This is a genomic window from Microbacterium flavum (assembly GCF_018717645.1).
In the GTDB taxonomy this organism is placed as follows: Bacteria; Actinomycetota; Actinomycetes; order Actinomycetales; family Microbacteriaceae; genus Microbacterium; species Microbacterium flavum.
Window position 1 is genome coordinate 119754 of the sequence record NZ_JAFLHG010000004.1, and the last position, 24354, is coordinate 144107.

Sequence of the window (24354 nt, forward strand, 5' to 3'; positions counted from 1 at the left end):
GTGCGGGGAGAGGGCTTACTCGGCCTTCTCCTCCGCGGGGGTCTCGACGGCGTCGGCCGCGGCGGCCTCGGCCGCCTCGCCCTCGGCCTGCGACTCGGCGCCCGCCTCAGCGGTGGGAGCCTCGTCCGTGACGGGAGCCTCGTCGGCGACCGGCGCCTCGTCGGCAGCCGGCGCGGCGGCAGCGGCCGGGGCCGCCTTCTTCGCGGCCTTCTTCTTCGGCGTCACGGGCTCGAGCACGAGCTCGATGCGCGCCATGGGAGCGTTGTCGCCCTTGCGGTTGCCGATCTTCGTGATGCGGGTGTAGCCACCCTCACGCTCGGCCACCTGCGGCGCGATCTCGGCGAACAGGACGTGCACGACTTCCTTGTCACCGATGACCGAGAGCACCCGACGACGCGCGTGCAGGTCGCCGCGCTTCGCGAAGGTGATCAGACGCTCGGCGAGGGGACGCAGGCGCTTGGCCTTGGTCTCCGTCGTCGTGATGGCGCCGTGGGTGTAGAGGGATGCCGCGAGGTTGGCAAGCAGCAGACGCTCGTGGGCGGGGCCGCCTCCGAGGCGGGGACCCTTCGTGGGCTTGGGCATATCAGTTTCTCCAGGTGGAAAGTGTCACAGATCGCAGCGCGAGCCGGATCAGATGGTCTCGTCGTCGTAGCCGCCGTAGAAGTGCGCGCCGTCGAACCCGGGGACCGAGTCCTTCAGCGACAGGCCGAGCGAGACGAGCTTGTCGCGCACCTCGTCGACCGACTTCTGACCGAAGTTGCGGATGTTCATCAGCTGCGTCTCGGAGAGGGCGACCAGCTCCGACACCGTGTTGATGCCCTCGCGCTTGAGGCAGTTGTACGAGCGGACCGACAGGTCCAGGTCCTCGATCGGCATCGAGAGCTCGCCGGAGACGACCTCGGCGACCGGCGCCGGGCCGATCTCGATGCCCTCGGCCTCGACGTTCAGCTCACGAGCGAGACCGAACAGCTCGGTGAGGGTGCGACCGGCCGATGCGACGGCGTCGCGGGGCGAGATGGAGGCCTTGGCCTCCACGTCGAGCACGAGCTTGTCGAAGTCGGTGCGCTCACCGGCACGCGTCGCGTCGACGCGGTACGAGACCTTGAGCACGGGCGAGTAGATCGAGTCGATCGGGATCTGACCGGCCTCGGCGTACTCGTTGCGGTTCTGCGTCGCCGAGACATAGCCGCGGCCACGCTCGATCGTGAGCTCGAGCTCGAAGCGCGCCGAGTCGTTGAGCGTCGCGATGACCAGCTCGGGGTTGTGCACCTCGACACCGGCCGGAGCCGAGATGTCGGCAGCGGTGACCTCGCCCGCGCCCGTCTTGCGCAGGTACGCCGTGATGGGCTCGTCGCGCTCGGAGGAGACGACGAGCTGCTTGATGTTGAGGATGATCTCGGTGACATCCTCCTTCACGCCCGGGATGGTGCTGAACTCGTGCAGCACGCCGTCGATCCGGATGCTGGTGACGGCGGCGCCGGGGATCGAGGAGAGCAGGCTGCGACGCAGCGCGTTGCCGATGGTGTAACCGAAGCCGGGCTCGAGCGGCTCGATCACGAACCGGCTGCGGAACTCGCCGATCTTCTCCTCGGTCAGAGTGGGACGCTGTGCAATAAGCACTATGTGTTCCTTTCCATCACGTGCCCGCTATATGACACGTGCGATTGCAAGAGGTGTTGAGTTGTGAAAAGACGGTGCGGTCCCCGAGCGCGTCGAGAGAGTGACCCATCGACGGGCTCGGAGACCGACGGATGATCAGACGCGGCGGCGCTTCGGCGGACGGCAGCCGTTGTGGGCCTGGGGCGTCACGTCGTTGATGGAGCCGACCTCGAGGCCGGCGGCCTGCAGCGAGCGGATCGCGGTCTCGCGGCCGGAGCCGGGACCCTTGACGAAGACGTCGACCTTCTTGACGCCGTGCTCGGCGGCCTGGCGGGCAGCCGACTCGGCGGCCATGCCTGCGGCGTACGGGGTCGACTTGCGCGAGCCCTTGAAGCCGACGCCACCCGAGGACGCCCAGCTGATGACGGCGCCCGACGGGTCGGTGATCGAGACGATCGTGTTGTTGAACGTCGACTTGATGTGGGCGTGGCCCAGCGCGATGTTCTTCTTCTCCTTGCGGCGCGGCTTGCGCGCGGCGGTCTTGGCCTGTGCCATGTTCAGGTTCTCCTAAATCCTGGGCCGCGCCTTAGCGCGCCTTCTTCTTGCCGGCGACGGTGCGCTTGGGACCCTTGCGCGTACGCGCGTTGGTCTTCGTGCGCTGGCCACGGACGGGCAGGCCACGACGGTGACGGATGCCCTCGTAGGAGCCGATCTCCACCTTGCGGCGGATGTCTGCGGCGACCTCGCGGCGCAGGTCACCCTCCACCTTGTAGGTGCCTTCGATGTGATCGCGCAGGGCGATCAGCTGGTCGTCGGTGAGATCCTTGACGCGGATCGACTCGTCGATCCCGGTGGCCGTGAGGATCTCGACCGAGCGGGTACGGCCGATGCCGTAGATGTACGTGAGGGCGATCACCACGCGCTTGTCACGCGGGATGTCGACGCCGGCAAGACGTGCCATGCGGGTTCTCCTAGGAGTAGTGGAGGTGTGGAGCAGGATCGGTGCCCGGGCCTCCACCCGGGGTGTCCCCCCTTGCGGGGTTCTGATCCTGCCTGTGTGTATTCAGTTGTGGGACGCGGGCGTCAGCCCTGGCGCTGCTTGTGACGCGGGTTCGACTTGCAGATCACCATGACGCGACCGTGGCGACGGATCACCTTGCAGTGGTCGCAGATGGGCTTGACCGACGGGTTGACCTTCATGACTTCTCTTCTCGCTGTCTTCACCGGGCTCCGCGCAGGCGCGGAGGGGTGTTACTTCTCGACCGGTCTAGCGGTAGCGGTAGACGATACGACCGCGGGTGAGGTCGTAGGGCGAAAGCTCCACGACGACGCGGTCCTCGGGGATGATGCGGATGTAGTTCTGCCGCATCTTTCCGGAGATCGTCGCGAGGACCTTGTGCCCGTTGGTGAGCTCAACACGGAACATCGCGTTGGGCAGCGCCTCGGAGATCACGCCCTCGATCTCGATGACTCCGTCTTTCTTCGCCATACGCTCGCTAACGCTCGGCAGACCGGCCGGTCTGCGGTGGGTGGGATTGTGGTGTCGATGACACGCCAATGAAGGCGCAACGCACCAAAGATTCAGTGTACGTGATATGTCGGCCCCCGGCAAACCGCCCGGGAGAACCCTCAGTCACCGCCGCGCCGGCGGCGGGCCGTCAGCACCAAGGCGATCGCCCCCACGAGGACGAGGCCTCCTCCCACGGCGATCGCCCACCACGGCACGGTGCCGCCGGACGCCGGCAGCGAGGGGCGGAGGGTGTTCGAGACGGTGACCGCGATCGTCGCGCCCGCGGCGTCCACGGTGAAGGATGCCGGGGTGATGACCGCGGCCTCCCAGCTGCCGCCCGCGGCGGCGGCGGGTGCGTCCTCGGACACCGTGCACGCGCTCCCGACCGGCACCTCGGTCGCCGTCGTCGTCGCTCCGGCGCGCACGGTCCACGGATAGGTGGTCGTCGCGCCCCCGGAGGTGCAGACGACGCTGCCGGAGAACGAGTCGGCGTACGCGAGGCCACCGCTGTTCACGACCTCCTTGCGGATCGTGAACGACCCGGTCCCCGTGACGACCGAGGTGAGACGGTTCGTCACGGACACCGTGAGCGGGTCCTCGGCCGAGGCCGCAGTGATCGACACGGGTGAGCCGGAGATGGTCGGTTCGCCCCACTGCCAGCCGTCGGGCGCCGTGGGCAGTTCCGGCTCGGTGACCGTGCAGACGGAACCGACGGGAGCGGAGATGGGCGCGCTCGTCTGCCCCGCCACGACGTCGACGACGCCCGAGGGGCCGTCCGGCCCGCAGGCGTAGGCGATCGTGAACGCCCCGTCGACGTCGATGCCGGCCGGCTCGAGAGACTTCTCGATGACGAAAGACCCCGTGACGGCCGTGTAGGTGTTGGTCACCGTCACCGCCGCGGGTGAGGCATCCCCCTGACCGATCGTCACCTGCGCCGGTGTGATGTCCGGCTCCTGCCATTGGAAGCCGTCGGACGGCGAGAAGTCGTCCGGCGATGTGGTGGGGGTGGCTTCCGAGATGTCGCAGGCGGTGCCCACGGGGAAGAGCGGCGAGACCGCCGTCTGACCCGCGGCGACGGCGAGGGTGCCGGACGCGGAGGACGCGTCCAGGGGCAGCCCGTCGTCTCCGTAGGCGCCTGCGGTGCACGTATAGTCCACGTCGAACGCCCGGTCGCCGATGTAGCCACCGGCGGGGCCGGTGACCTGCTTGGTCACGGAGAAGGAGCCGAGGAGCGTGTTCGTCGCCGTGATCGCGATGGCCGTCTCGGCGTCCTGCACCTCGAACTGCGGCTGGGCGACGACCTCGCCGTTCACCGTCCAGACCGGCTGTGCCCAGACGAAGCCGGGCGGCACCGGGTCCTGACCGGGGAGCGCCAGGTCGGGATCCTCCTCCACCGTGCAGGTGGAGCCGAGCGGCACGCCGCGTACGGTGACCGTCGTCCCCGCTCGGACGCTGCCCTCCTTGTAGAAGACGTCTTGGACGCGCCCGTCGACGCACTCGAGCCAGCCGGCGAACTCCCGGTCCGTCGCCACGACGCCCTCGGTCGCGAGGATCTTCGTCAGGGTCAGCGACCCGGTGTCGGGCTCGGGCGTGGGGACGGGAATGCAGTCGTACCCTCCCGGTCCGTTCCAGGGGTAGTTGTGCACCTCGTTCCCGCCGCCGTGGAAGAGGATGTCGTCGCCCGAGTACACGCGGCCGTTCATGCTGGCCGTGATGTCGAACGGCGCCGTCGGCGAGAGAACCGATCCGAGGAACTGGCTCGCTCCGCCGAAGTCCACCGACGTCGCATCGACGAAGTTCCACATCGTGCGCTGCGCCACCCGGCCGAAGAGCGTGCCCGTCAGATCGTCGGCGCGGACGCCCTCATCGGAGAAGTAGTTCGGGTTGAAGGTGATGTCCTGGGCGCCGACGACGTTGATGACGACGGCGGCGTCATCGGTGAACGGGATGCCGGTGAAGTTGACGGTGCTGCGACCGGTCAGCTCCGCCGCCGAGATGGTGAAGACCTGAAGCGCCGAGGACCCGTCGCCGGCGAAGTTCAGATCGGTGCTGGTGGCCGAGGCGGTGCCCGTCGTGGGCGTGGCGACCCACTCCGCCGAGCTCGTCGCGATGCGGGTGCCGAAATCCGACCAGGGTGAGATCGCAGAAGCTCCCATCCCGACTTCGAGTCCACCGTTGTTGAGTTCGTACTGCACGGAGGGATACACCGGGTCGGCGCTCCCGCCGACGTTGACCTGTCCCCCGCGGAGGACGCCGTCGGCATCGCGCGCGCCTGCGCCCACCTCGATCCGCGTCGACGCGCCGACGGTGAGGTCCCCGCCGACAGCGAGCATGACGCCGCCCGGAGTCGGGGCGAGCGCGCTCCCCACGCCCACCCATCCCAGGTTCACCAGACCGCCCGGGGATTTGTCGAAGGTCGCATCCCCCTCGACGACGAGGAGGCCCTCCACCTCCGCCGCGGCGTCACTCAAGGTGAAGTCTCCGCCCGCGTAGACCGAGACGTTGTCATCGGTCCACGGCGGGTTCGTGTTGCCGGGGCCGGGGAGGAATCCCGGCGGGCACTGGCCGATGACGGCGGAGGCGGTCGGAGCCGCGGCGGGAGCCGCCACGGCGACGACGGCGAGACCCGATCCCACGAGGGCGGGAGCCGCGATCACCGCGGCCAGTCGTCGGAACAGGGACGGACGTGACTTCACAGGTGGATCTCCCGGGCTCATCGATTGCGGGTGATCCCGCATGACGTCGACTCACCGCGGCGGGCGGCGAACCTCGCCCCCATTCTGGCCCACCGAGGGGTGAGGCCGCAGGGGGGTGACCCGGGAGTATCCGTGCCACCGCCCCGCGTTCACGCGAGGAGGGTCACTTGAACAGCGTCGCGAACTGGCCCTTCGCCGGGATCGTGCTGTTCGCGATCGTCTCGCCGTTCACGGCGATCGTCGGGGTCCCGATACCGCTGGCGCCGGGCGCGACCGGGGTCTTCTGGGTCATCGAGGCGACGAACTTCTTGTACGTGCCGTCGGTCACGCAGGAGTCGACACCGGTGACCCCCACGCCCTTCGCGATGTCGAGGATCTGCGCATCGGTGAGACCCGTGGAGTTCTCATCGGGCTGAGCCTTGAACATCGCCTGCATGAACGGCACGGCGGCATCCGGGTCGGCCTCGGCGACGCAGTACATCGCGTTCGCGGCGCGGGTCGAGAACTCCGTGCCCTGCGAGTAGCGGTCCAGGATCGCGATCGGGTGGATGTTGAGGGTGATGGTGCCGTCATTCACGAGATCCAGGATCTCCCCGCCGTACGTGTCCTCGAACGTGTGGCAGATGGGGCACATGAAGTCGATGTAGGTGTCGAGGGTCTGCTCGCCGCTGCCGACGACCACGGCGCCGGTCTCCTGGTTGACCCCCGAGCCGCTCGGCGGGGTCCCGGGGTCGGTGGCCGCGTTGTTCATCCACACGACGAGGGCGATCACGAGCGCCACGACGGCGACGACCGCCACGCTCACCCAGATCGCGAACCAGTTCGTCTTGCCCGCTGCTGCCTGTGCCATTGCTCGCCTCTCCTCGTCGCGGCATCCCGCGCCCTACTATCTTCCCCCACCCGCCCCTATGCATTCCCCGTGAGCCCCTCCCCCGCCGCGTCCCGTCGTGGGTGGAGCGTGCGGATGAGGCGCGCGAGGGCTCAGGCGAGGGGGACGGGGGTCACGCCGTAGGGCGCCAGGTCGGCGGCACCGCCGTCATGCGCGGTGAGGACCCAGATGCCGTTCTCGTGCACGGCGATCGAGTGCTCCCAGTGGGCGCCGTCGCTGCCGTCGACCGTCGTGACGGTCCAGTCGTCGTCCTCCACGAAGGTCTCGTCCGACCCGGATGTCACCATCGGCTCGATCGCGAGGCAGAGGCCCGGCTTCACCTCGGCACCGAGGTCGGCGACGCGGTAGTTGAACACCGTCGGCCCCTCGTGCATCTTCCGCCCGATGCCGTGGCCGACGTAGTCGCGCAGGATGCCGTACTCCGCTCCGTCCGCAGCGGCGGCCCGCTCGATGTAGCCCTGTACGGCATCGCCGATCTCGCCCACTCGGCTCGCGGAGGCGAGCGCGGCGATACCGGCCCACAGCGACCCGCGGGTCACCTCCGACAGTCGCGCGCGTCGCGCGACGGCGGGGACCTCGTCCGCGCCGGGGACCACGACGGTGATGGCCGAGTCGCCGTTCCATCCCTGGAACTGGGCGCCGGCGTCGATCGAGACGATGTCGCCGGCCTCGAGGACGCGAAGCCCGGGGATCCCGTGCACGACCTGGTCGTTCACCGAGACGCAGGTCGTGTGCCGGTAGCCGCGCACGAGCTGGAAGTTCGACTCGGCGCCGTGCGCGACGATGACGGCGGATGCCGCGGCATCCAACTCTCCCGTCGTGACGCCGGGAGCGATCAGATCACGGACCGCGTCGAGGGCGAGGGCCGTGATCCGTCCGGGCTCGACCATCGCCCGCAGCTGGGCGGGCGACTTGTACAGGGAGCGACGGAAGGCCACGGTCAGACGACGATGCCGCGCGCGGTGAGGGCGACGACGATGCGCTCGAACACCTCGTCGAGGCTGCCCACCCCGTCGACGGCGTCGACGATGCCCCGCTCACGGTAGACGTCGAGGATCGGCGCGGTCTCGCTCTCGTAGATCGACAGACGCTTCGCGATGGACTCGTCGTTGTCATCGGCGCGGCCCTGCTCGTGAGCGCGCAGCGCGATCCGGCGAATCGACTCGTCGCGGGGCACGCTCAGCTCGATGACCGCGTTCAGCGGCTCGTCGCGCTCATCGAGGAAGGCGTCGAGGTCGGACACCTGTCCGAGGTTGCGCGGATAGCCGTCCAGCAGGAAGCCGCCCGCGGCGTCATCCTGTGCGAGACGGTCGCGCACGATCGCGCCGGTCAGCTCATCGGGCACGAGATCGCCCGCGTCGATGATGGCCTTGACCTCGAGCCCGAGCGGCGTGCCGTTCTTCACGTTCGCGCGGAACACGTCGCCCGTCGAGACGGCCGGAACGCGGAAGGCATCCGCGATCCGCTGACCCTGCGTGCCCTTGCCCGAGCCCTGCGGGCCGATGATGAGAAGGCGCGGTTCCGTCATCGCAGGAGCCCTTCGTAGTGACGCTGCTGGAGCTGCGCGTCGATCTGCTTCACCGTCTCGAGACCGACGCCGACGATGATCAGGATCGATGCCCCGCCGAAGGGGAAGTTCGCGTTCGCGCTCACCGTGGCCAGCGCGATCAGCGGCAGGAGCGCGATGAGGCCCAGGTAGATCGAGCCCGGGAGCGTGATGCGCGTGAGGACGTAGTCGAGGTACTCGGCGGTCGGGCGACCGGCACGGATGCCGGGGATGAACCCGCCGTACTTCTTCATGTTGTCGGCGACCTCGACCGGGTTGAAGGTGATCGCGACGTAGAAGTAGGTGAACCCGACGATGAGCAGGAAGTACAGCAGCATGTAGAGCGGGTGGTCGCCCTTGGTGAGGTACGACTGGATCCACGTCACCCAGCCGGGGATGTTCCCGTTCGCGTCCGGCGTCTGGTTGAACTGCGCGATGAGAGCCGGGATGTACAGCAGCGACGAGGCGAAGATGACAGGCACGACACCGGCCATGTTGACCTTGATCGGGATGTACGTGTTGGTGCCGCCGAGGGTGCGACGGCCGACCATCCGCTTGGCGTACTGCACCGGGATGCGCCGCTGCGACTGCTCGACGAACACGACGAGTGCCACGACGACGATGGAGACGGCGAGGACCAGGAGGAAGACCTCGAAGCTGCGTGCCTGCGCGATCGACCACATGGCCGCCGGGAAGGTCGCGGCGATCGACGTGAAGATGAGGATCGACATGCCGTTGCCGACGCCGCGCTCGGTGACGAGCTCCGCGAACCACATGATGAGGCCCGTACCGGCGGTCAGCGTGATGATCATGAGCAGCTGCGCCCACCACGCGTCATTGGTGAGGAGGCTGTTGCAGGACGCGATCGAGGTCGACCCGAACAGCTGGCCCGAACGCGCGACCGTCACGAGGGTGGTCGACTGCAGCAGCGCCAGCGCGATCGTGAGGTAGCGCGTGTACTGAGTGAGCCGCGCCTGGCCGGACTGCCCTTCCTTGTACAGCGCCTCGAAGTGCGGGATGACGACGCGCAGCAGCTGCACGATGATCGTCGCGGTGATGTAGGGCATGACACCCAGCGCGAAGATCGACAGCTGCAGCAGAGCGCCGCCGGAGAAGAGGTTCACGAGCGAGAGCAGGCCCTCGCTGGCCGACCCGGTCTGCTGGAGGCAGTCCTGGACGTTCGGATAGCTCACGAACGGCGTCGGGACGTGCGCACCGAGGCGATAGATGGCGATGATGCCCAGAGTGAAGGCGATCTTCCGCCGGAGATCCGGAGTGCGGAAGACCCGCGCGATGGCGCTGAACAAGGATTATCCTCCAGAGGTCTGACGGCGTCCGGTCTCTCGGGACGGGGACACCGCCTACCACAGTACGGCAACAGGGGCCGGAGTACGGTTCTCGAGCGAGTCGAGAGACCCTCCGGCCCCTGCCGTGGTCTTACTTGATCGAGCCGCCGGCGGCGACGATCTTCTGCTCGGCCGAACCCGAGACCTTGTCGACCGACACGGTCAGCTTGACCGAGATGTCGCCGGTGCCGAGCACCTTGACCTTCTCATTCTTGCGGACGGCGCCCTTGGCGACGAGGTCGCTCACGGTGACGTCGCCACCGGACGGGTACAGCTCGGCGAGCTTGTCGAGGTTGACCACCTGGTACTCGACGCGGAACGGGTTCTTGAACCCGCGCAGCTTCGGCGTACGCATGTGGAGGGGCATCTGCCCACCCTCGAAGCCCACCTTGACCTGGTAACGCGCCTTCGTGCCCTTGGTACCGCGACCCGACGTCTTACCCTTGGAGCCCTCACCGCGACCGACACGGGTCTTCGCGGTGTTGGCGCCGGGGACCGGACGCAGGTGGTGCACCTTCAGAACGCCGGGACGCGTGGTCTCGGCATCCTTCTTGGCGGGCGCCTTCTTCGCAGCGGGCTTCTCGGCCGTAGCCTTCGCGGACCCCTTCGCAGCCGTGCTCTTCTTCTCGACGACCGTGTCGGTCGCCTTCTCAGCCTTTTCAGCCATCAGTCGATCTCCTCAACCTTCACGAGGTGCGCGACGGTCTTGATGTAACCGCGCGTCTGCGCGTCATCCGGACGAACGACGGAGTCGTTGATCCGCTTCAGACCGAGCGAACGCAGCGTGTCACGCTGGTTCTGCTTCTCGCTCACCTTGGACTTGACCTGCGTCACCTTCAGACGGGCAGCCATCAGGAACCAACCTTCTGCGCCTTGGCAGCCTCGGCCTCGGCACGGATCAGACGGGCGGGAGCCACCTGGTCGAAGTCGAGACCACGACGGGCGGCGACGGCGCGCGGCTCCTCGAGGCTCTTCAGCGCCGCGACCGTCGCGTGCACGATGTTGATCGTGTTCGACGAGCCGAGCGACTTGGAGAGCACATCGTGGATGCCGGCGCACTCGAGCACGGCGCGAACGGGACCACCGGCGATGACACCGGTACCTGCCGCGGCGGGGCGCATGAGCACCACACCGGCAGCGGCCTCACCCTGGACCGGGTGGGGGATCGTCGAGCCGGAGCGCGGAACGCGGAAGAAGTTGCGCTTGGCCTCTTCGACACCCTTGGAGATGGCGAGGGGGACCTCACGCGCCTTGCCGTAGCCGACGCCGACCAGACCGTTGCCATCGCCCACGACGACGAGCGCCGTGAAGCTGAAGCGACGACCGCCCTTGACGACCTTCGACACGCGGTTGATCGTGACCACGCGCTCGAGGAACTGGCTCTTGTCTGCGTCGCGCGACCCACGGTCACCGCGGGTCTGGCTGCGCTCGCGTCCACCGCGGCGCGGCTCGCGCTCGCGCTCCTGCTGCCCGGCGCCACCGGTGGTGCCGGCGGCAGCGGGAGCCTCGGCGGCTGCGTTCTCTGCAGTCACTTCGTTCTCCACATTCTGAGTAGTTGCATCGCTCACAGGTTCAGACCTCCCTCGCGGGCGCCATCGGCGATCGCTGCGACTCGTCCCGCGTAGCGGTTGCCACCGCGGTCGAAAACGACGTCGGTGACGCCGGCGGCCTTCGCGCGCTCGGCGACGAGCTCGCCGACCTTGCGGGCCTTGGCGGTCTTGTCACCCTCGAACGCGCGCAGGTCGTTCTCGAGCGTCGAGGCGGAGGCGAGCGTGTGACCCTTGCTGTCGTCGACCAGCTGGACGAAGACGTGGCGGGCCGAGCGGGTGACGACCAGGCGCGGACGCGCCTCGGTGCCCACGATCTTCTTGCGAAGACGCAGGTGACGACGCGAACGTGCGTCGGACTTTGACGTGACAGCCATGATTACTTACCACTCTTTCCGGCCTTGCGGCGGACGACCTCGCCCGCGTACCGCACACCCTTGCCCTTGTAGGGCTCGGGCTTGCGGATCTTGCGGATGTTGGCCGCAGCCTCGCCGACGGCCTGCTTCGAGATGCCGCTGACCGTGACCTTGTTGTTGCCCTCGACGGTCAGCGTGATGCCGGCCGGGGGCTCGATGAGCACCGGGTGCGAGAAGCCGAGCGCGAACTCGACGGCCGCGCCCTTCTGCGCCACGCGGTAACCCGTGCCGACGACCTCGAGGCCCTTGGTGTAGCCCTCGGTGACTCCGATGATGTCGTTGTTGATGAGCGTGCGCGTGAGCCCGTGCAGCGAGCGCGACTCGCGCTCGTCATCGGGACGCGAGACGAGGACCTGGCCCTCTTCGACGCTGACCTCGATGGGCTTGGCGACGGTGAGCGCGAGCTCGCCCTTGGGGCCCTTCACGGCGACATCCTGGCCGTCGACCGAGACGGTCACGCCGGCGGGGATGGTGATGGGGAGACGTCCGATACGCGACATGTCAGATCACCACACGTAGGCGAGGACTTCCCCACCCACGCCCTTCTGCTCGGCCTGACGGTCCGTGAGAAGACCGGAGGAGGTGGACAGGATCGCGACGCCGAGGCCACCGAGGACGGTGGGGATCTCGGTCGAGCGTGCGTACACGCGCAGGCCGGGCTTGGAGACGCGCTTGATGCCGGCGATCGACCGCTCGCGGTTCGGGCCGTACTTCAGCGTCAGCGTCAGCGTCTGGCCGACGCGGGCGTCCGAGACCTCCCAGGAGGAGATGTAGCCCTCCTGCTGGAGGATCTCGGCGATGTTGGTCTTGAGCTTGGAGCTCGGCAGCGACACGGAGTCGTGGTGCGCCGAGTTCGCGTTGCGCAGACGGGTCAGCATGTCTGCGACCGGGTCTGTCATCGTCATTTCTTGGTTTCCTTTGTTCAGCGGTTTCGGATGCCGTTACACGACAGCCGACCTTCTTGATGGGGTCTTACTGAGCGTTCTCTTCGGACTGGAACGGGAAGCCGAGCTGCTTCAGCAGCGAGCGACCCTCGTCATCCGTCTTCGCCGTCGTGACGATCGTGATGTCGAAACCGCGGACGCGGTCGATCTTGTCCTGGTTGATCTCGTGGAACACGGACTGCTCCTGGAGACCGAACGTGTAGTTGCCGTTGCCGTCGAACTGCTTCGGCGACAGACCGCGGAAGTCGCGGATGCGGGGCAGCGCGAGGTTCACGAGGCGGTCCACGAACTCCCAGGCGCGGTCACCACGGAGGGTGACGTGCGCGCCGATGGGCTGGCCCTCACGCAGCTTGAACTGCGCGATGGACTTGCGGGCCTTCGTGACGATCGGCTTCTGGCCGGTGATCTTGGTGAGGTCATCGACCGCACCATCGATCACCTTGGAGTCACGGGCGGCCTCGCCGACACCGGTGTTCACGACGACCTTCACGAGACCGGGGATCTGCATGACGTTGGCGTAGCCGAACTCGTCCTGCAGCGCCTTCTTGATCTCGCTCTGGTACTTCTGCTTCAGACGGGGCTGGATTTTGCCAGTCTCCGTGGCAGTGGTGGTGCTCATCAGAGGTCCTTACCGCTCTTCTTCGCGTAGCGCACGCGGACGGTGCGCTTCACGCCGTCCTTCGTCTGCTCCTCGACACGGTGACCGACCTTGGTCGGCTTCTTGGTCGAGGGGTCGACGACGGCGACGTTCGAGATGTGGATCGGGGCTTCCATCGTTTCGATGCCGCCCGTCTTGGTTCCGCGCTGGGACTGGCCCACGCGGGTGTGCTTGGTGACGTAGTTGACGCCCTCGACGATGACACGGTTCTGCTCGACGAGAACGTCGAGAACCTTGCCCTGCTTGCCGCGGTCGCCGCCCTTGTCCTGCTTCTTGCCAGTGATGACCTGGACGAGGTCACCCTTCTTGATCTTGGCCATGAGGGTCAGATCACCTCCGGTGCGAGCGAGACGATCTTCATGAACTTCTTGTCGCGAAGCTCACGACCGACCGGTCCGAAGATGCGGGTGCCGCGGGGCTCCCCGTCGCTCTTCAGGATGACGGCGGCGTTCTCGTCGAACTTGATGTAGGAACCGTCGGGACGACGGGTCTGCTTGACGGTGCGGACGATGACGGCCTTGACGACGTCGCCCTTCTTGACGTTGCCGCCGGGGATCGCGTCCTTGACGGTCGCCACGATGATGTCGCCCACACCCGCGTAGCGGCGGTTGGAACCACCGAGGACGCGGATCGTGAGCAGCTCCTTGGCGCCCGTGTTGTCGGCGACCTTGAGGCGAGACTCGGTCTGGATCATTTCTTACTTCGCCTTCTCGAGGATCTCGACCAGGCGCCAGCGCTTGGTGGCGCTGAGCGGACGGGTCTCGTTGATGATCACGAGGTCGCCGATGCCGGCGGTGTTCAGCTCGTCGTGAGCCTTGACCTTCGACGTGCGGCGGATGATCTTGCCGTAGAGCGGGTGCTTCACACGGTCTTCGACCTCGACGACGATGGTCTTGTCCATCTTGTCGCTGACGACGTAGCCGCGGCGCGTCTTGCGGTATCCACGGGCATCCGCGTCGCGCACATCGTGCGCAGCGTGCTCGTGACCGGAGACGACTGCTTCTTCAGTCTTCTTGGTGGCCATCACTCAGCCTCTTCCTTCGCGGCGGCGTCAGCGGAGGCATCCGCCTTCTTCGTCGCCTTCTTCTTCGCCTTGGGCGCGACCTCGGCAGGTGCGGGCGTGGCACGGATGCCGAGCTCGCGCTCCCGGATCACGGTGTAGAGCCGCGCGATGTCGCGCTTGACCGCACGGATGCGGCCGTGGCTGTCGAGCTGCCCAGTGGCCGACTGGAAGCGCAGGTTGAACAGCTCCTCCTTGGCCTTACGCAGCTCCTCGACGAGGCGCTGGTCCTCGAACGTGTCGAGCTCGCTCGGTGCGAGCGTCTTGGTTCCGACGGCCATTACGCGTCGCCCTCCTCGCGCTTGATGATGCGTGCCTTCAGCGGCAGCTTGTGGATTGCCCGGGTGAGGGCCTCGCGAGCGAGCTCCTCGTTGACACCGGCGACCTCGAAGAGGACCCGGCCGGGCTTGACGTTGGCGACCCACCACTCCGGCGAACCCTTACCGGAACCCATGCGGGTTTCGGCCGGCTTCTTCGTGAGCGGACGGTCGGGGTAGATGTTGATCCACACCTTTCCGCCACGCTTGATGTGACGCGTCATGGCGATACGAGCGGACTCGATCTGACGGTTCGTCACGTACGCGGGCGTGAGGGCCTGGATGCCGAACTCACCGAACGACACCTTGGTGCCACCGGTGGCAGCGCCCGAGCGACCCGGGTGGTGCTGCTTGCGGTACTTGACCTTGCGGGGGATAAGCATCAGGCAGACGCTCCTTCTGCGACGGGGGCCTCGTTGCGGGGGCCGCGACGACGGTCGCCGCCACGGTCATCGCGACCACGGGGCGCCTTGGGGGCGTTGGCCTGCTCGCGAGCGAGCTCCTTGGCCGTCAGGTCGCCCTTGTAGATCCAGACCTTCACACCGATGCGGCCGAAGGTGGTCTTGGCCTCGTAGAAGCCGTAGTCGATGTTCGCGCGCAGGGTGTGCAGGGGCACACGACCGTCGCGGTAGAACTCCGACCGGCTCATCTCGGCGCCGCCGAGACGGCCGGAGACCTGGATGCGGATGCCCTTGGCTCCCGCGCGCTGCGCGCCCTGCAGACCCTTGCGCATCGCGCGGCGGAACGCCACACGTGCGGAGAGCTGCTCGGCGATGCCCTGCGCGACCAGCTGCGCGTCGGCCTCGGGGTTCTTGACCTCGAGGATGTTCAGCTGGATCTGCTTGCCGGTGAGCTTCTCGAGGTCGGCGCGGATGCGCTCGGCCTCGGCGCCGCGGCGACCGATCACGATGCCCGGGCGGGCGGTGTGGATGTCGACGCGGACGCGGTCACGGGTGCGCTCGATCTCGATGCCGGACACGCCGGCACGGTCGAGCTGCGTCTGCAGGAGCTTGCGGATCTTGATGTCCTCGGCCACGTAGTCGGCGTAACGCTGGCCGGGCTTGGTGGAGTCCGAGAACCAACGCGACACGTGGTCCGTGGTGATGCCGAGGCGGAAGCCGTACGGGTTGACCTTCTGTCCCATTACTTGCTCGCCTTCTTGGTCGTGGCACCGGCCGTCTCGGCGACCTCGGGGGTCGCGAGCACGACGGTGATGTGGCTCGTGCGCTTCTTGATCTGGAACGCGCGGCCCTGCGCACGGGGGCGGAAACGCTTGAGCGTCGATCCCTCGTCCACGTACGCGTTCGACACGTACAGGTCCTGCTCGTCCAGGTACTCGCCGTCGCGGTCAGCCTTCACGCGTGCGTTGGCGATCGCGGACTCGACGAGCTTGTAGATCGGCTCGCTTGCACTCTGCGGGGCGAACTTCAGGATGGCGAGAGCCTCCTGAGCCTGCTTGCCCTTGATGAGCGCGACGACACGACGAGCCTTCTGAGGGGTCACGCGAATGTGCTTCACGCGTGCGATGGAATCCACCATGTCTCTCCTCCTCTGTCCTCTCTGGGTACGCCCCCGCGTCAGCGGCGGCGACCCTTCTTGTCGTCCTTCACGTGGCCGCGGAAGGTGCGGGTGGGCGCGAACTCGCCCAGCTTGTGGCCGACCATGGTCTCGGACACGAACACGGGGATGTGCTTGCGTCCGTCGTGCACGGCGATGGTGTGTCCCAGCATTGCGGGGATGATCATCGAACGGCGCGACCAGGTCTTGATGACGTTCTTGGTACCGGCTTCGTTCTGGACGACGACCTTGCGGAGCAGGTGCTCGTCGACGAAGGGGCCCTTCTTAAGGCTGCGAGGCATCTTCCTCTACTCCTACTTGCGCTTCTTGCCGGCGTTGCGACGACGGACGATGTACTTGTCGCTTTCCTTGTTGGCGTGGCGGGTGCGACCCTCAGCCTGGCCCCAAGGAGTGACGGGGTGACGACCACCGGACGTCTTGCCCTCGCCACCACCGTGCGGGTGGTCGACGGGGTTCATCGCGACACCGCGGACGGTCGGGCGGACGCCCTTCCAGCGCTTGCGGCCGGCCTTGCCCCAGTTGATGTTCGACTGCTCGGCGTTGCCGACCTCGCCGATCGTGGCGCGGCAGCGCGCGTCGACGTTGCGGATCTCGCCCGAGGGCAGACGCAGCTGCGCGTAGGGGCCGTCCTTGGCGACGAGACGCACCGAGGCTCCCGCCGAACGCGCCATCTTCGCGCCGCCGCCGGGGCGGAGCTCGATCGCGTGGATGACGGTACCGGTGGGGATGTTCTTCAGCGGCAGGTTGTTGCCCGGCTTGATGTCCGCCGACGCACCCGACTCGACGATGTCGCCCTGGTTGAGCTTGTTCGGCGCCAGGATGTAGCGCTTCTCGCCGTCGAAGTAGTGCAGGAGCGCGATGCGCGCAGTGCGGTTGGGGTCGTACTCGATGTGCGCGACCTTGGCGTTGACGCCGTCCTTGTCATTGCGACGGAAGTCGATGACGCGGTACTGACGCTTGTGACCGCCACCGATGTGACGCGTCGTGATGCGGCCCTGGTTGTTGCGGCCACCGGTCTTCGACAGCGGGCGCAGCAGCGACTTCTCGGGCGTCGATCGGGTGATCTCGGCGAAGTCGGCCACCGACGAACCGCGACGACCGGGGGTCGTGGGCTTGTACTTGCGAATAGCCATGTTCTCTAGTCCTCTATCCCAGCGGTCAGCCGACGGCCGTGAAGATGTCGATGGTGCCCGACTTCAGCGTGACGATGGCGCGCTTGGTGTCCTTGCGCTTGCCGGCGCCGAAGCGGGTGCGGCGGGCCTTGCCCGTGCGGTTGAGCGTGTTAACCGACGCGACCTTCACACCGAAGATCTTCTCGATGGCGAGCTTGATCTCGGTCTTCGAGGCGCGGGGGTCCACGAGGAACGTGTACTTGCCCTCGTCGATGAGCCCGTAGCTCTTCTCCGAGACGACCGGCTTCAGGATGATGTCGCGCGGGTCCTTGTTCAGAGAGACGTTCGCGGTCATGCCGAGACCTCCTCGGTGGCGGCGGCCGTGGCGTCCGACTTCGCGGAGACGAAGGCGTCGTAGGCGGCCTTGGTGAAGACGATGTCGTCGGAGACGAGCACGTCGTAGGCGTTCAGCTGGCCGAAGTCCAGGACGTGGACGTAGCCGAGGTTGCGCACGCTCTTGACCGTGAGCTCGTCGTCGCGGTCGATGACCACCAGGACGTTCTTGGTCGCGTTCAGCGTGGACAGGACCGATGCGGCGGCCTTCGTGGAAGGCGCCCCGTCGATGCCGAAGGAGTCGACGACGTGCAGACGGCCACCCCGAGCGCGGTCGCTGAGCGCGCCCAGCAGGGCCGCGGCGATCATCTTCTTGGGGGTGCGCTGCGAGTAGTCGCGCGGCTTCGGGCCGTGGACGATGCCACCACCGGTCATGTGCGGCGCGCGGATCGAGCCCTGACGGGCGTTACCCGTGCCCTTCTGCTTGAAGGGCTTGCGGCCGGCACCGGAGACCTCACCGCGACGCTTGGTCGAGTGGGTGCCCTGGCGAGCCGCCGCGAGCTGCGCGACGACGACCTGGTGGATGAGGGGGATGTTCGTCTTGACGTCGAAGATCGCGGCGGGCAGCTCCACGGAGCCGGCCTTCTTGCCGTCGGCCTTCAGGACGTCGAGCGCGAGAGTCGAGTCAGCCATGATCAGGCACCCTTCACTGCGTTGCGGACGTAGACGATGCGGCCGCGCGCGCCGGGGACGGCGCCCTTGACGAGCAGCAGACCCTTCTCGGCGTCGACGGCGTGCACCGTGAGGTTGAGGACGGTCACGCGCTCGCCACCCATACGGCCGGCCATGCGCATGCCCTTGAAGACGCGGCTCGGGGTCGACGAGGCGCCGATCGAACCGGGCTTGCGGTGGTTGCGGTGCGAACCGTGCGACGCGGAGACACCCTTGAAGTTGTGACGCTTCATGACACCCGCGGTGCCCTTGCCCTTGCTGGTGCCGACGACGTCGACCAGCTGGCCGGCCTCGAAGGTGCCGTCGACCGTGAGCTCCTGACCGAGCGAGTAGTCAGCGGCATCCGCGGTGCGCACCTCGGTGAGGTGGCGGCGAGGGGTCACGCCTGCGGCCTCGAAGTGGGCCGTCAGGGGCTGGTTGACCTTGCGGGGGTCGATCTGGCCGTAGGCGATCTGGACGGCGTTGTAGCCGTCGCGCTCGGGCGTGCGCACCTGGGTCACGACGTTGGGCGAGACCTCGATGACGGTGACGGGAACGAGCTTGCCGTTCTCATCCCAGACCTGGGTCATACCCAGCTTGGTGCCGAGCAGGCCCTTGGAAACCTTTTCGTTGATGTGTGCCATGACCGCGACCTCAGAGCTTGATCTCGATGTTGACATCGGCCGGGAGGTCGAGACGCATCAGCGAGTCGACGGCCTTGGGCGTCGGGTCGATGATGTCGATGAGGCGCTTGTGGGTGCGCATCTCGAAGTGCTCGCGGCTGTCCTTGTACTTGTGGGGCGACCGGATGACGCACACGACGTTCTTCTCGGTCGGAAGGGGCACGGGGCCCACGACGGTGGCGCCTGCGCGGGTCACCGTGTCGACGATCTTGCGCGCCGACGTGTCGATGACCTCGTGGTCATACGACTTCAGGCGAATGCGGATCTTCTGTCCCGCCATTGTCTGCTCACTCTCTTTCTCGCGTCGTACCTCGGGGGCATTGGACGCACAGGGCACAGCTGGCTGTGCCGGGCACTACTCTTTCGAGGCGCACCACTGTTCTGATGTCAGGCCCGATCCCCGCGCGCACGCGCACGGGTTCCCGGTTGGGGAGGATCGGATTGTGATGTTCTGCTACCCGCGGCCTAGGCTCTCGCCGAACCCTCGCGGGTCCCGGCCGACCTATGCACTGCCCTGGCAGTGATCCCGCAGCGCTGGCGCGCACGCAGGAATGTGGAACTGGTCTAGTCTACGTGCCGCCCGGGCGTGTCGCAAACCCGGGCGTGTCGCGCTCGCCGGGAGCTTCCCGTGAGAACGCGGAAGGGGGCGGATGCCCTTGCATCCGCCCCCTTCTCCGGTACTCGTTACTCTTTGCCGACGCTGGAATCGATCGAGTCGCGGATGCCGTCGACCTTCTCATCGACCGAATCCGGCGCGATCTTCTTCACGAAGTCGGCGGCGGCGTCCAGAACGGAGTCGCTGACCTGCTCCGCCTGATCGGAATGCAGCGTCTCGTCGATCTTCTCCTTGTTCTGCTCGAGGAATTCCTTGCCCTTGCCTACGAGATCGTCGATTCCCATGCGTACTCCTCCTGCGGGTGGGTTGAGGCTTCCATCATGGCGCGCGGCCCTCTCAGACGGAAGAGTCGGTCCGCACCGCGGGATCGTCCGCATCGACCGACCTCGCGGGACGTCGCGGGCGGCGACGGTCGCGCAGCCCGGAGACCATCATCCACACCGCGTAGCAGAGGAGCGCGGCGGCGATCGCGGGAACCAGCCAGCCGCGGGCGCCGCTCATCGCCTGGTTGACCCAGCCGAGCAGGGGGACGGCGAACCAGACGGTGCCTCGGACCTGCACCGGAAGCACCTCGCCGTCGTCCGGCCGCGGGTTGGCGTCGCCTTGCGTGACGAAGGTGACCGCGTCGGAGTGCGTGTCGACCGCGCGCGCCACGACCCGGTGGGTGACGAGCGTCGGCTGCCCCGACGCGTACTGGAAGGTGAGGACATCGCCGGGCCCGATGTCCGAGATCGGCGTCGGTCGGACGACCACCAGGGTGCCGGGCGGCAGGGACGGCGACATCGAGCCGGTCAGGATCGTGAGCGGCATCCCGCCCACCGCGGCCGGAAGCGCGATGACGAGGACGCCGATCGCCACGACGAGCAGCAGCATCCCGGAGCTCAGTCCCAGGATGATCGCGTCGAGCAGGCTGCGTGCGCCGACGCGCCGGCGTCGTCGGGCAGCGCCCCTGGGCTCGCGCGTCGGCGCCGGGGCGATGGTCACTTCCATCCGCACCACGTCCGCAGGCCCTGCGCGGAGTCTTCGGTGCGGAACCGGCCGCTCGCCACCTGCGTCCACGGCCCGGACGCGCCGGTCGCCGACCTCTCGACGAAGAGCCAGGTGTTGCCCTTCCCGCCGTTCGGTGCGGCGAGGTAGGTCTGCAGACTGCTCGATCCCGGCGAGATCTGGACGACCGGCCACCACGGATTCGGGGCGGAGGCCGCCGTGAACGGGACCCGCGCGCCGGGCGAACTCTCGCGCGCGAGGAAGAGGCGATAGTGGATGTCGCCGGCGGTCGCGCTTTCGGTGAACCGCAGATCGATGCCCCACCCGTTGTTGTCCGTGCAGGCCATCGTCGGCGCGGGAGGCGCCGCTGCGACGCCCTGCGTGAGCGCGATGTCCGCTCCTGCCACGCGCCAGGTGTCCGACGGTGCGTACTCGAGGCGGCCGCGGAGGACGAGGGACGCGGAGGAGCCGGCGTAGGTCGAGGTTGCGGACGCCGTCATCGAGGTCTGCAGGCACAGGATGACGCTCGCGCCGGCGGCCAGCACCCCCGTCGCGGTGAAGGAGGATGCAGCGCCGGTCTGCGCACCGCTGAGCGGCGCGGTCGCGGTGCACGCGGCAGCGGATGCGACAGGAGCCGCGGCGACGCCGATCGCCGCGGGCAACGTCGCCTGAGTCGCGGATGTCGCGACGAGCGCGACGGCATAGGACGCCGTTCGACTCCCGGTGTTCTGCAGAGTGATCGAGCCGGCGAACCGCTGCGCCGTCGCGCTGTAGGTGTTCACGAGACCTGCAGGGGATGCGGATTGGATCACACCCGTGCGTGCCGTGGCGGCCGCTGCCTGCACGTTCGCCTGCGCGCTCCAGTAGCCGAGCGCACCGCTCGCGCCGACCAGGACGATGAGCGCGGCGAGTGCCACTCCCAGACTCCCCCGTCGCACCAACGGCTGGAGCGTCCGTCGACGCCGGCGCATCAGCGGGCCACCTGCATCCCGTCGAACCGGACCGTGAACGCGACGGACTGCGCGGGGATCGCCGCCGCCGTCGCGCGAACCTCGACGCAGACGACCGTCGCGGCGCCCGGGGCGAGGGTGACCCCCGTCGCCTGCGACCGACCGTCCCCCGCGGGGCCTCCGAGCGGGCCTGCGGGGCACCCGCCTGCGCCCACGCGGACCTCGAAGCCCGCAGAGCCGACGGCCGCCGCCGAGATCATCAGGGACGTCGCCCCGGTGTTGCTCACGGTCGCGGCGCGGCGCACCGACTCCCCCGGAAGCAGATCGCCCCCGGCGGCGTCGGGCTGCCCGCCGCTCCACGAGGCGGCGATGCCGGCGGTGCCCGCCGTGATGGTTCCGGCATCCACCGAAGCCGCATCGTTCCACATCGCGTAGCTGCCGCCGACGCCGGAGAGGGCGACGGCGAGCAGACCGGCCGCGCCGGCCGCGCACACGAGCGCGTGGCGCGCTCGCCAGCGGCGCGCGCGTGAAGGCGTCTCTCGGGAGGGCATGGGGGTCTCCGGGCAGGGGGGATGTCGATCGGGTGCGCGAACGGCGGCGAGGGCGTCCGCGTCGGACCCCATCGCCGCCGTGAGCGGCTTACGGCGCGAGCTGCTTCGCTTCGAACGCGATGTCGGCGAGCGCGACCGTCGCTGCCTGCGAGTCGTTCTGCGGGGCCGCGGCGTCGTAGGCGAACGCCACCATCACCTTGACGGGGATCGATGCGGTGACAGGACCGGCGAAGGCGAAAGCACCGTTCGAGAACGTCACTCCGGCAGGGAGTGCGCCGGCCGGAGACACCGTGATCGTGAACTGGTTCGCGACGCTTGCGGGCGCGAACGCGATCGAGCTCTTATCGACCGTCACCTGCCCCTTCATGTGATCGCCCGTGGCGGTGAGATCGAGGTTCGCGGTGTAGGTGTCGGTGTCACCGGGAACCCACCGCGCGATGTCGTGGGTCCATGCGCCGGCGCTCGTCGTCAACGAGAGCGTGCCGGCCTCGATCTGAGCACCGGTGAGCCCGGCCTGGTCGTTCCAGTAGGCCAGCGAACCGCCGCCGCCGAGCAGGAGGAGTGTCGCGACGCCGGCCGCGACGGACCCCTTCACGAACTTGTTCATATGTCTCTCTTTCGCGTGACGAATCCGGGGGGGATTCGCTGGAGAGCAGGACAGGGCGCACCACGACGGCGGCCCCCATCTCCCCAGATGAGACGATTCTCATGCATGCAGGTTTGCCGGTCAGAGGACTTGAGCAAGTCCTGCACCGATCTTGACCGCGTCGCCGACCGCTCCGGCGGCGGCCGTTCAGCGCGCGCTGTCTCCGGGAGAGACGACCGCGCGCACCGTCCGGAAGAGGATCTGCAGGTCCTGCATGAACGACCAGTTCTCGACGTAGTAGAGATCGAGCCGCAGCGCGTCCTCCCACGCGAGGCGCGACCGTCCGCTCACCTGCCACAGCCCGCTCATCCCGGGCTTGACCAGCAGGCGGCGCTCCGCGGCATCGTCGTAGAAGGCCACCTCGGCCGCGCGCTGCGGGCGTGGCCCGACGAGACTCATGGTCCCCACGAGGACGTTGAACAGCTGCGGCAGCTCGTCGATGGAGTGCTTCCGGAGGAACCGGCCGACGCGGGTGATGCGCGGGTCGTCGATGACCTTGTGGAGGGGTCGATCGGATGAGCCCTGTGCGTCCAGAAGGCTGGCCAGCTCGTCATCGGCTCCCGGGATCATTGAGCGGAACTTGAGCATTCCGAACGAGGTGCCGCGGCGACCGACCCGCGTCTGTCGATACATGATCGGACCCGCACCTTCGCTGCGGATCGCGATCGCCGCGGCGAGCATCACCGGCGAGGTGATGACGATGAGCAGGCTGGAGGCGACGACGTCGAAGGTGCGCTTGATGAACCCGCGGTACCCCTCGAGGCTCGGGTACTCGACGTGGACGAGCGGAAGACCGGCGGCCGGGCGCGAGTGGATGCGGGGGCCCGCGACATCGGTGAGCTGCGGCGCCACCACGAGGTTCGCGTCACGATCGGCGATCGCCCACCCCAGACGCCGCATGATGCCCGGATCGACTTCGTCGGATCCTGCGACGATGAGGGTGTCGGCATCCACGGCATCCAGGGCCTCTGCCGCCGTCGCGAAGCCTCCGACGACGGGCACGCCCTCGATGGAGGCGGCCTCGGTGCCGCTCGTGACGGCGCCGACGATGTCGAAGCCCGTCCCGGAGGTGCGACGGATCGCGCTGATGATGTGCGCGACCTTTCGCGGCTCGCCGAGGACGACGGCGCGGTAGACGTACTTGCGCGCGCGCTGCTGCGCCCGGAGCCACTGCCGCCAGAACCATCGGGAGAGGATCAGGACGATCGTCCCGAGTGGGATGACGACGAGCAGAAGCGCCCGGGACACCTCCAGCCGCAGGAAGAAGGCGAGCGAGACGAGGAGGGCAAACAGGGCGACGCCGGCGTTCGCGATCCGGGCGTACTCGAGCGGACCGTTGCCGACGATGTGGCGCTCACGCGTGTCGAACACGCCGAGGGCGACGAACCAGAGCCCTTCGATCGCGAGGATCACCACCCAATACGGGAGGTCGGGTCCGTCGGGCCAGGAGATCCGCTCGAACTCCAGAGTGCGAGCCAGGATCCAGAAGACCGCGAAGATGACGACGAGGACGACCAGGTCGCTGTAGGCGAGCCAGCGCCCGTAGCGCATCGGCCAGTTCCGGGATGAACGACGAGCGGCGACGAAAGCAGGCGACGTGCGCGCACCCCCACCGGCTCTACGCAACATCACGTCGGCTGTGCTCCCCACAAGATCCGA

The 24354-nt window shown here is 67.9% G+C and carries 37 protein-coding genes; all 37 read right to left on the reverse strand.

Annotation, left to right across the window (positions count from 1 at the left end):
• Positions 1-15: 15 nt before the first annotated feature.
• Positions 16-582: a 50S ribosomal protein L17 gene (gene rplQ / locus J0P97_RS05675; protein WP_215486807.1), complete on the reverse strand. Its 567-nt coding sequence runs from the start codon at positions 580-582 to the stop codon at positions 16-18.
• A gap of 48 nt (positions 583-630) precedes the next feature.
• On the reverse strand, positions 631-1620 hold the full coding sequence (locus tag J0P97_RS05680) for a DNA-directed RNA polymerase subunit alpha (RefSeq protein ID WP_215486808.1): 990 nt from the start codon (positions 1618-1620) through the stop codon (positions 631-633).
• 135 nt (positions 1621-1755) lie between these two features.
• The gene (rpsK, locus tag J0P97_RS05685; protein WP_215486809.1) at positions 1756-2154 is read right to left on the reverse strand and encodes a 30S ribosomal protein S11; all 399 of its coding nucleotides are present in this window, start codon (positions 2152-2154) and stop codon (positions 1756-1758) included.
• Between the two features lie 31 nt (positions 2155-2185).
• Entirely contained in the window at positions 2186-2560 is a 375-nt protein-coding gene (gene rpsM, locus J0P97_RS05690; RefSeq protein ID WP_215486810.1) for a 30S ribosomal protein S13, read from the reverse strand.
• Between the two features lie 122 nt (positions 2561-2682).
• Positions 2683-2799 carry a 50S ribosomal protein L36 gene (gene rpmJ, locus J0P97_RS05695; RefSeq protein ID WP_005050492.1) on the reverse strand — a complete coding sequence of 39 codons (117 nt, stop codon included), beginning with the start codon at positions 2797-2799 and terminating at the stop codon, positions 2683-2685.
• 67 nt (positions 2800-2866) lie between these two features.
• A complete protein-coding gene (gene infA / locus J0P97_RS05700) occupies positions 2867-3088 on the reverse strand; it encodes a translation initiation factor IF-1 (RefSeq protein ID WP_028496510.1) in 222 nt (73 codons plus the stop codon).
• A 140-nt stretch (positions 3089-3228) separates the two neighbouring features.
• Positions 3229-5805 (reverse strand): DUF5979 domain-containing protein, encoded by a 2577-nt coding sequence (locus J0P97_RS05705; RefSeq protein WP_215486811.1) that lies wholly within the window; start codon positions 5803-5805, stop codon positions 3229-3231.
• Positions 5806-5968: 163 nt separating this feature from the next.
• Positions 5969-6655, reverse strand: a complete 687-nt coding sequence (locus tag J0P97_RS05710) for a DsbA family protein (protein ID WP_215486812.1) — start codon at positions 6653-6655, stop codon at positions 5969-5971.
• A gap of 131 nt (positions 6656-6786) precedes the next feature.
• Positions 6787-7632, reverse strand: coding sequence for a type I methionyl aminopeptidase (map, locus tag J0P97_RS05715; RefSeq protein WP_215486813.1), 846 nt, complete (start codon positions 7630-7632; stop codon positions 6787-6789).
• A gap of 2 nt (positions 7633-7634) precedes the next feature.
• Positions 7635-8222, reverse strand: a complete 588-nt coding sequence (locus tag J0P97_RS05720) for an adenylate kinase (RefSeq protein ID WP_215486814.1) — start codon at positions 8220-8222, stop codon at positions 7635-7637.
• Positions 8219-9547 (reverse strand): preprotein translocase subunit SecY, encoded by a 1329-nt coding sequence (secY, locus tag J0P97_RS05725; RefSeq protein ID WP_215486815.1) that lies wholly within the window; start codon positions 9545-9547, stop codon positions 8219-8221. Before secY ends, J0P97_RS05720 begins: the two co-directional genes overlap by 4 nt.
• A 130-nt stretch (positions 9548-9677) precedes the next feature.
• Positions 9678-10253 (reverse strand): 50S ribosomal protein L15, encoded by a 576-nt coding sequence (gene rplO / locus J0P97_RS05730; protein ID WP_215486816.1) that lies wholly within the window; start codon positions 10251-10253, stop codon positions 9678-9680.
• A complete protein-coding gene (gene rpmD / locus J0P97_RS05735) occupies positions 10253-10438 on the reverse strand; it encodes a 50S ribosomal protein L30 (protein ID WP_020098644.1) in 186 nt (61 codons plus the stop codon). The genes rplO and rpmD overlap by 1 nt, the downstream gene beginning before the upstream one ends.
• Positions 10438-11154, reverse strand: coding sequence for a 30S ribosomal protein S5 (rpsE, locus tag J0P97_RS15745; protein ID WP_215486817.1), 717 nt, complete (start codon positions 11152-11154; stop codon positions 10438-10440). The genes rpmD and rpsE overlap by 1 nt, the downstream gene beginning before the upstream one ends.
• Positions 11151-11510 (reverse strand): 50S ribosomal protein L18, encoded by a 360-nt coding sequence (rplR, locus tag J0P97_RS05745; RefSeq protein ID WP_215486818.1) that lies wholly within the window; start codon positions 11508-11510, stop codon positions 11151-11153. The genes rpsE and rplR overlap by 4 nt, the downstream gene beginning before the upstream one ends.
• Before the next feature lie 2 nt (positions 11511-11512).
• Positions 11513-12049: a 50S ribosomal protein L6 gene (gene rplF, locus J0P97_RS05750; protein WP_215486819.1), complete on the reverse strand. Its 537-nt coding sequence runs from the start codon at positions 12047-12049 to the stop codon at positions 11513-11515.
• A gap of 6 nt (positions 12050-12055) precedes the next feature.
• Positions 12056-12454 (reverse strand): 30S ribosomal protein S8, encoded by a 399-nt coding sequence (rpsH, locus tag J0P97_RS05755; protein ID WP_215486820.1) that lies wholly within the window; start codon positions 12452-12454, stop codon positions 12056-12058.
• A 67-nt stretch (positions 12455-12521) separates the two neighbouring features.
• Positions 12522-13112 (reverse strand): 50S ribosomal protein L5, encoded by a 591-nt coding sequence (gene rplE / locus J0P97_RS05760; RefSeq protein WP_215486821.1) that lies wholly within the window; start codon positions 13110-13112, stop codon positions 12522-12524.
• Positions 13112-13471 carry a 50S ribosomal protein L24 gene (gene rplX / locus J0P97_RS05765; protein WP_215486822.1) on the reverse strand — a complete coding sequence of 120 codons (360 nt, stop codon included), beginning with the start codon at positions 13469-13471 and terminating at the stop codon, positions 13112-13114. The genes rplE and rplX overlap by 1 nt, the downstream gene beginning before the upstream one ends.
• Before the next feature lie 5 nt (positions 13472-13476).
• Positions 13477-13845 carry a 50S ribosomal protein L14 gene (gene rplN / locus J0P97_RS05770; protein WP_215486823.1) on the reverse strand — a complete coding sequence of 123 codons (369 nt, stop codon included), beginning with the start codon at positions 13843-13845 and terminating at the stop codon, positions 13477-13479.
• A 3-nt stretch (positions 13846-13848) separates the two neighbouring features.
• Positions 13849-14175: a 30S ribosomal protein S17 gene (gene rpsQ / locus J0P97_RS15515; RefSeq protein ID WP_246539843.1), complete on the reverse strand. Its 327-nt coding sequence runs from the start codon at positions 14173-14175 to the stop codon at positions 13849-13851.
• Complete coding sequence (gene rpmC / locus J0P97_RS05780) at positions 14175-14492, reverse strand: 50S ribosomal protein L29 (RefSeq protein ID WP_215486824.1); 318 nt, start codon at positions 14490-14492, stop codon at positions 14175-14177. Before rpmC ends, rpsQ begins: the two co-directional genes overlap by 1 nt.
• Positions 14492-14911, reverse strand: a complete 420-nt coding sequence (gene rplP, locus J0P97_RS05785; RefSeq protein WP_215486825.1) for a 50S ribosomal protein L16 — start codon at positions 14909-14911, stop codon at positions 14492-14494. The genes rpmC and rplP overlap by 1 nt, the downstream gene beginning before the upstream one ends.
• Positions 14911-15672: a 30S ribosomal protein S3 gene (gene rpsC / locus J0P97_RS05790; protein WP_215486826.1), complete on the reverse strand. Its 762-nt coding sequence runs from the start codon at positions 15670-15672 to the stop codon at positions 14911-14913. Before rpsC ends, rplP begins: the two co-directional genes overlap by 1 nt.
• On the reverse strand, positions 15672-16067 hold the full coding sequence (rplV, locus tag J0P97_RS05795; protein WP_215486827.1) for a 50S ribosomal protein L22: 396 nt from the start codon (positions 16065-16067) through the stop codon (positions 15672-15674). The genes rpsC and rplV overlap by 1 nt, the downstream gene beginning before the upstream one ends.
• A 38-nt stretch (positions 16068-16105) precedes the next feature.
• On the reverse strand, positions 16106-16387 hold the full coding sequence (gene rpsS / locus J0P97_RS05800; protein ID WP_045275479.1) for a 30S ribosomal protein S19: 282 nt from the start codon (positions 16385-16387) through the stop codon (positions 16106-16108).
• 12 nt (positions 16388-16399) lie between these two features.
• Positions 16400-17239, reverse strand: a complete 840-nt coding sequence (rplB, locus tag J0P97_RS05805) for a 50S ribosomal protein L2 (protein ID WP_215486828.1) — start codon at positions 17237-17239, stop codon at positions 16400-16402.
• A gap of 25 nt (positions 17240-17264) precedes the next feature.
• Positions 17265-17573, reverse strand: a complete 309-nt coding sequence (rplW, locus tag J0P97_RS05810; protein WP_215486829.1) for a 50S ribosomal protein L23 — start codon at positions 17571-17573, stop codon at positions 17265-17267.
• Positions 17570-18244 carry a 50S ribosomal protein L4 gene (rplD, locus tag J0P97_RS05815; protein WP_215486830.1) on the reverse strand — a complete coding sequence of 225 codons (675 nt, stop codon included), beginning with the start codon at positions 18242-18244 and terminating at the stop codon, positions 17570-17572. The genes rplW and rplD overlap by 4 nt, the downstream gene beginning before the upstream one ends.
• Before the next feature lie 2 nt (positions 18245-18246).
• Positions 18247-18906, reverse strand: a complete 660-nt coding sequence (gene rplC, locus J0P97_RS05820; RefSeq protein ID WP_215486831.1) for a 50S ribosomal protein L3 — start codon at positions 18904-18906, stop codon at positions 18247-18249.
• Between the two features lie 10 nt (positions 18907-18916).
• Entirely contained in the window at positions 18917-19225 is a 309-nt protein-coding gene (rpsJ, locus tag J0P97_RS05825; protein WP_005050520.1) for a 30S ribosomal protein S10, read from the reverse strand.
• Positions 19226-19629: 404 nt separating this feature from the next.
• A complete protein-coding gene (locus J0P97_RS05830) occupies positions 19630-19845 on the reverse strand; it encodes a hypothetical protein (protein ID WP_215486832.1) in 216 nt (71 codons plus the stop codon).
• 52 nt (positions 19846-19897) lie between these two features.
• Complete coding sequence (locus J0P97_RS05835) at positions 19898-20545, reverse strand: signal peptidase I (protein ID WP_215486833.1); 648 nt, start codon at positions 20543-20545, stop codon at positions 19898-19900.
• On the reverse strand, positions 20542-21465 hold the full coding sequence (locus tag J0P97_RS05840) for a hypothetical protein (RefSeq protein WP_215486834.1): 924 nt from the start codon (positions 21463-21465) through the stop codon (positions 20542-20544). The genes J0P97_RS05835 and J0P97_RS05840 overlap by 4 nt, the downstream gene beginning before the upstream one ends.
• Before the next feature lie 53 nt (positions 21466-21518).
• Positions 21519-22049, reverse strand: coding sequence for a hypothetical protein (locus J0P97_RS05845; protein ID WP_215486835.1), 531 nt, complete (start codon positions 22047-22049; stop codon positions 21519-21521).
• 88 nt (positions 22050-22137) lie between these two features.
• A complete protein-coding gene (locus J0P97_RS05850; RefSeq protein WP_215486836.1) occupies positions 22138-22656 on the reverse strand; it encodes an alternate-type signal peptide domain-containing protein in 519 nt (172 codons plus the stop codon).
• A 186-nt stretch (positions 22657-22842) separates the two neighbouring features.
• Complete coding sequence (locus J0P97_RS05855) at positions 22843-24246, reverse strand: sugar transferase (protein ID WP_246539844.1); 1404 nt, start codon at positions 24244-24246, stop codon at positions 22843-22845.
• Positions 24247-24354: the final 108 nt, after the last annotated feature.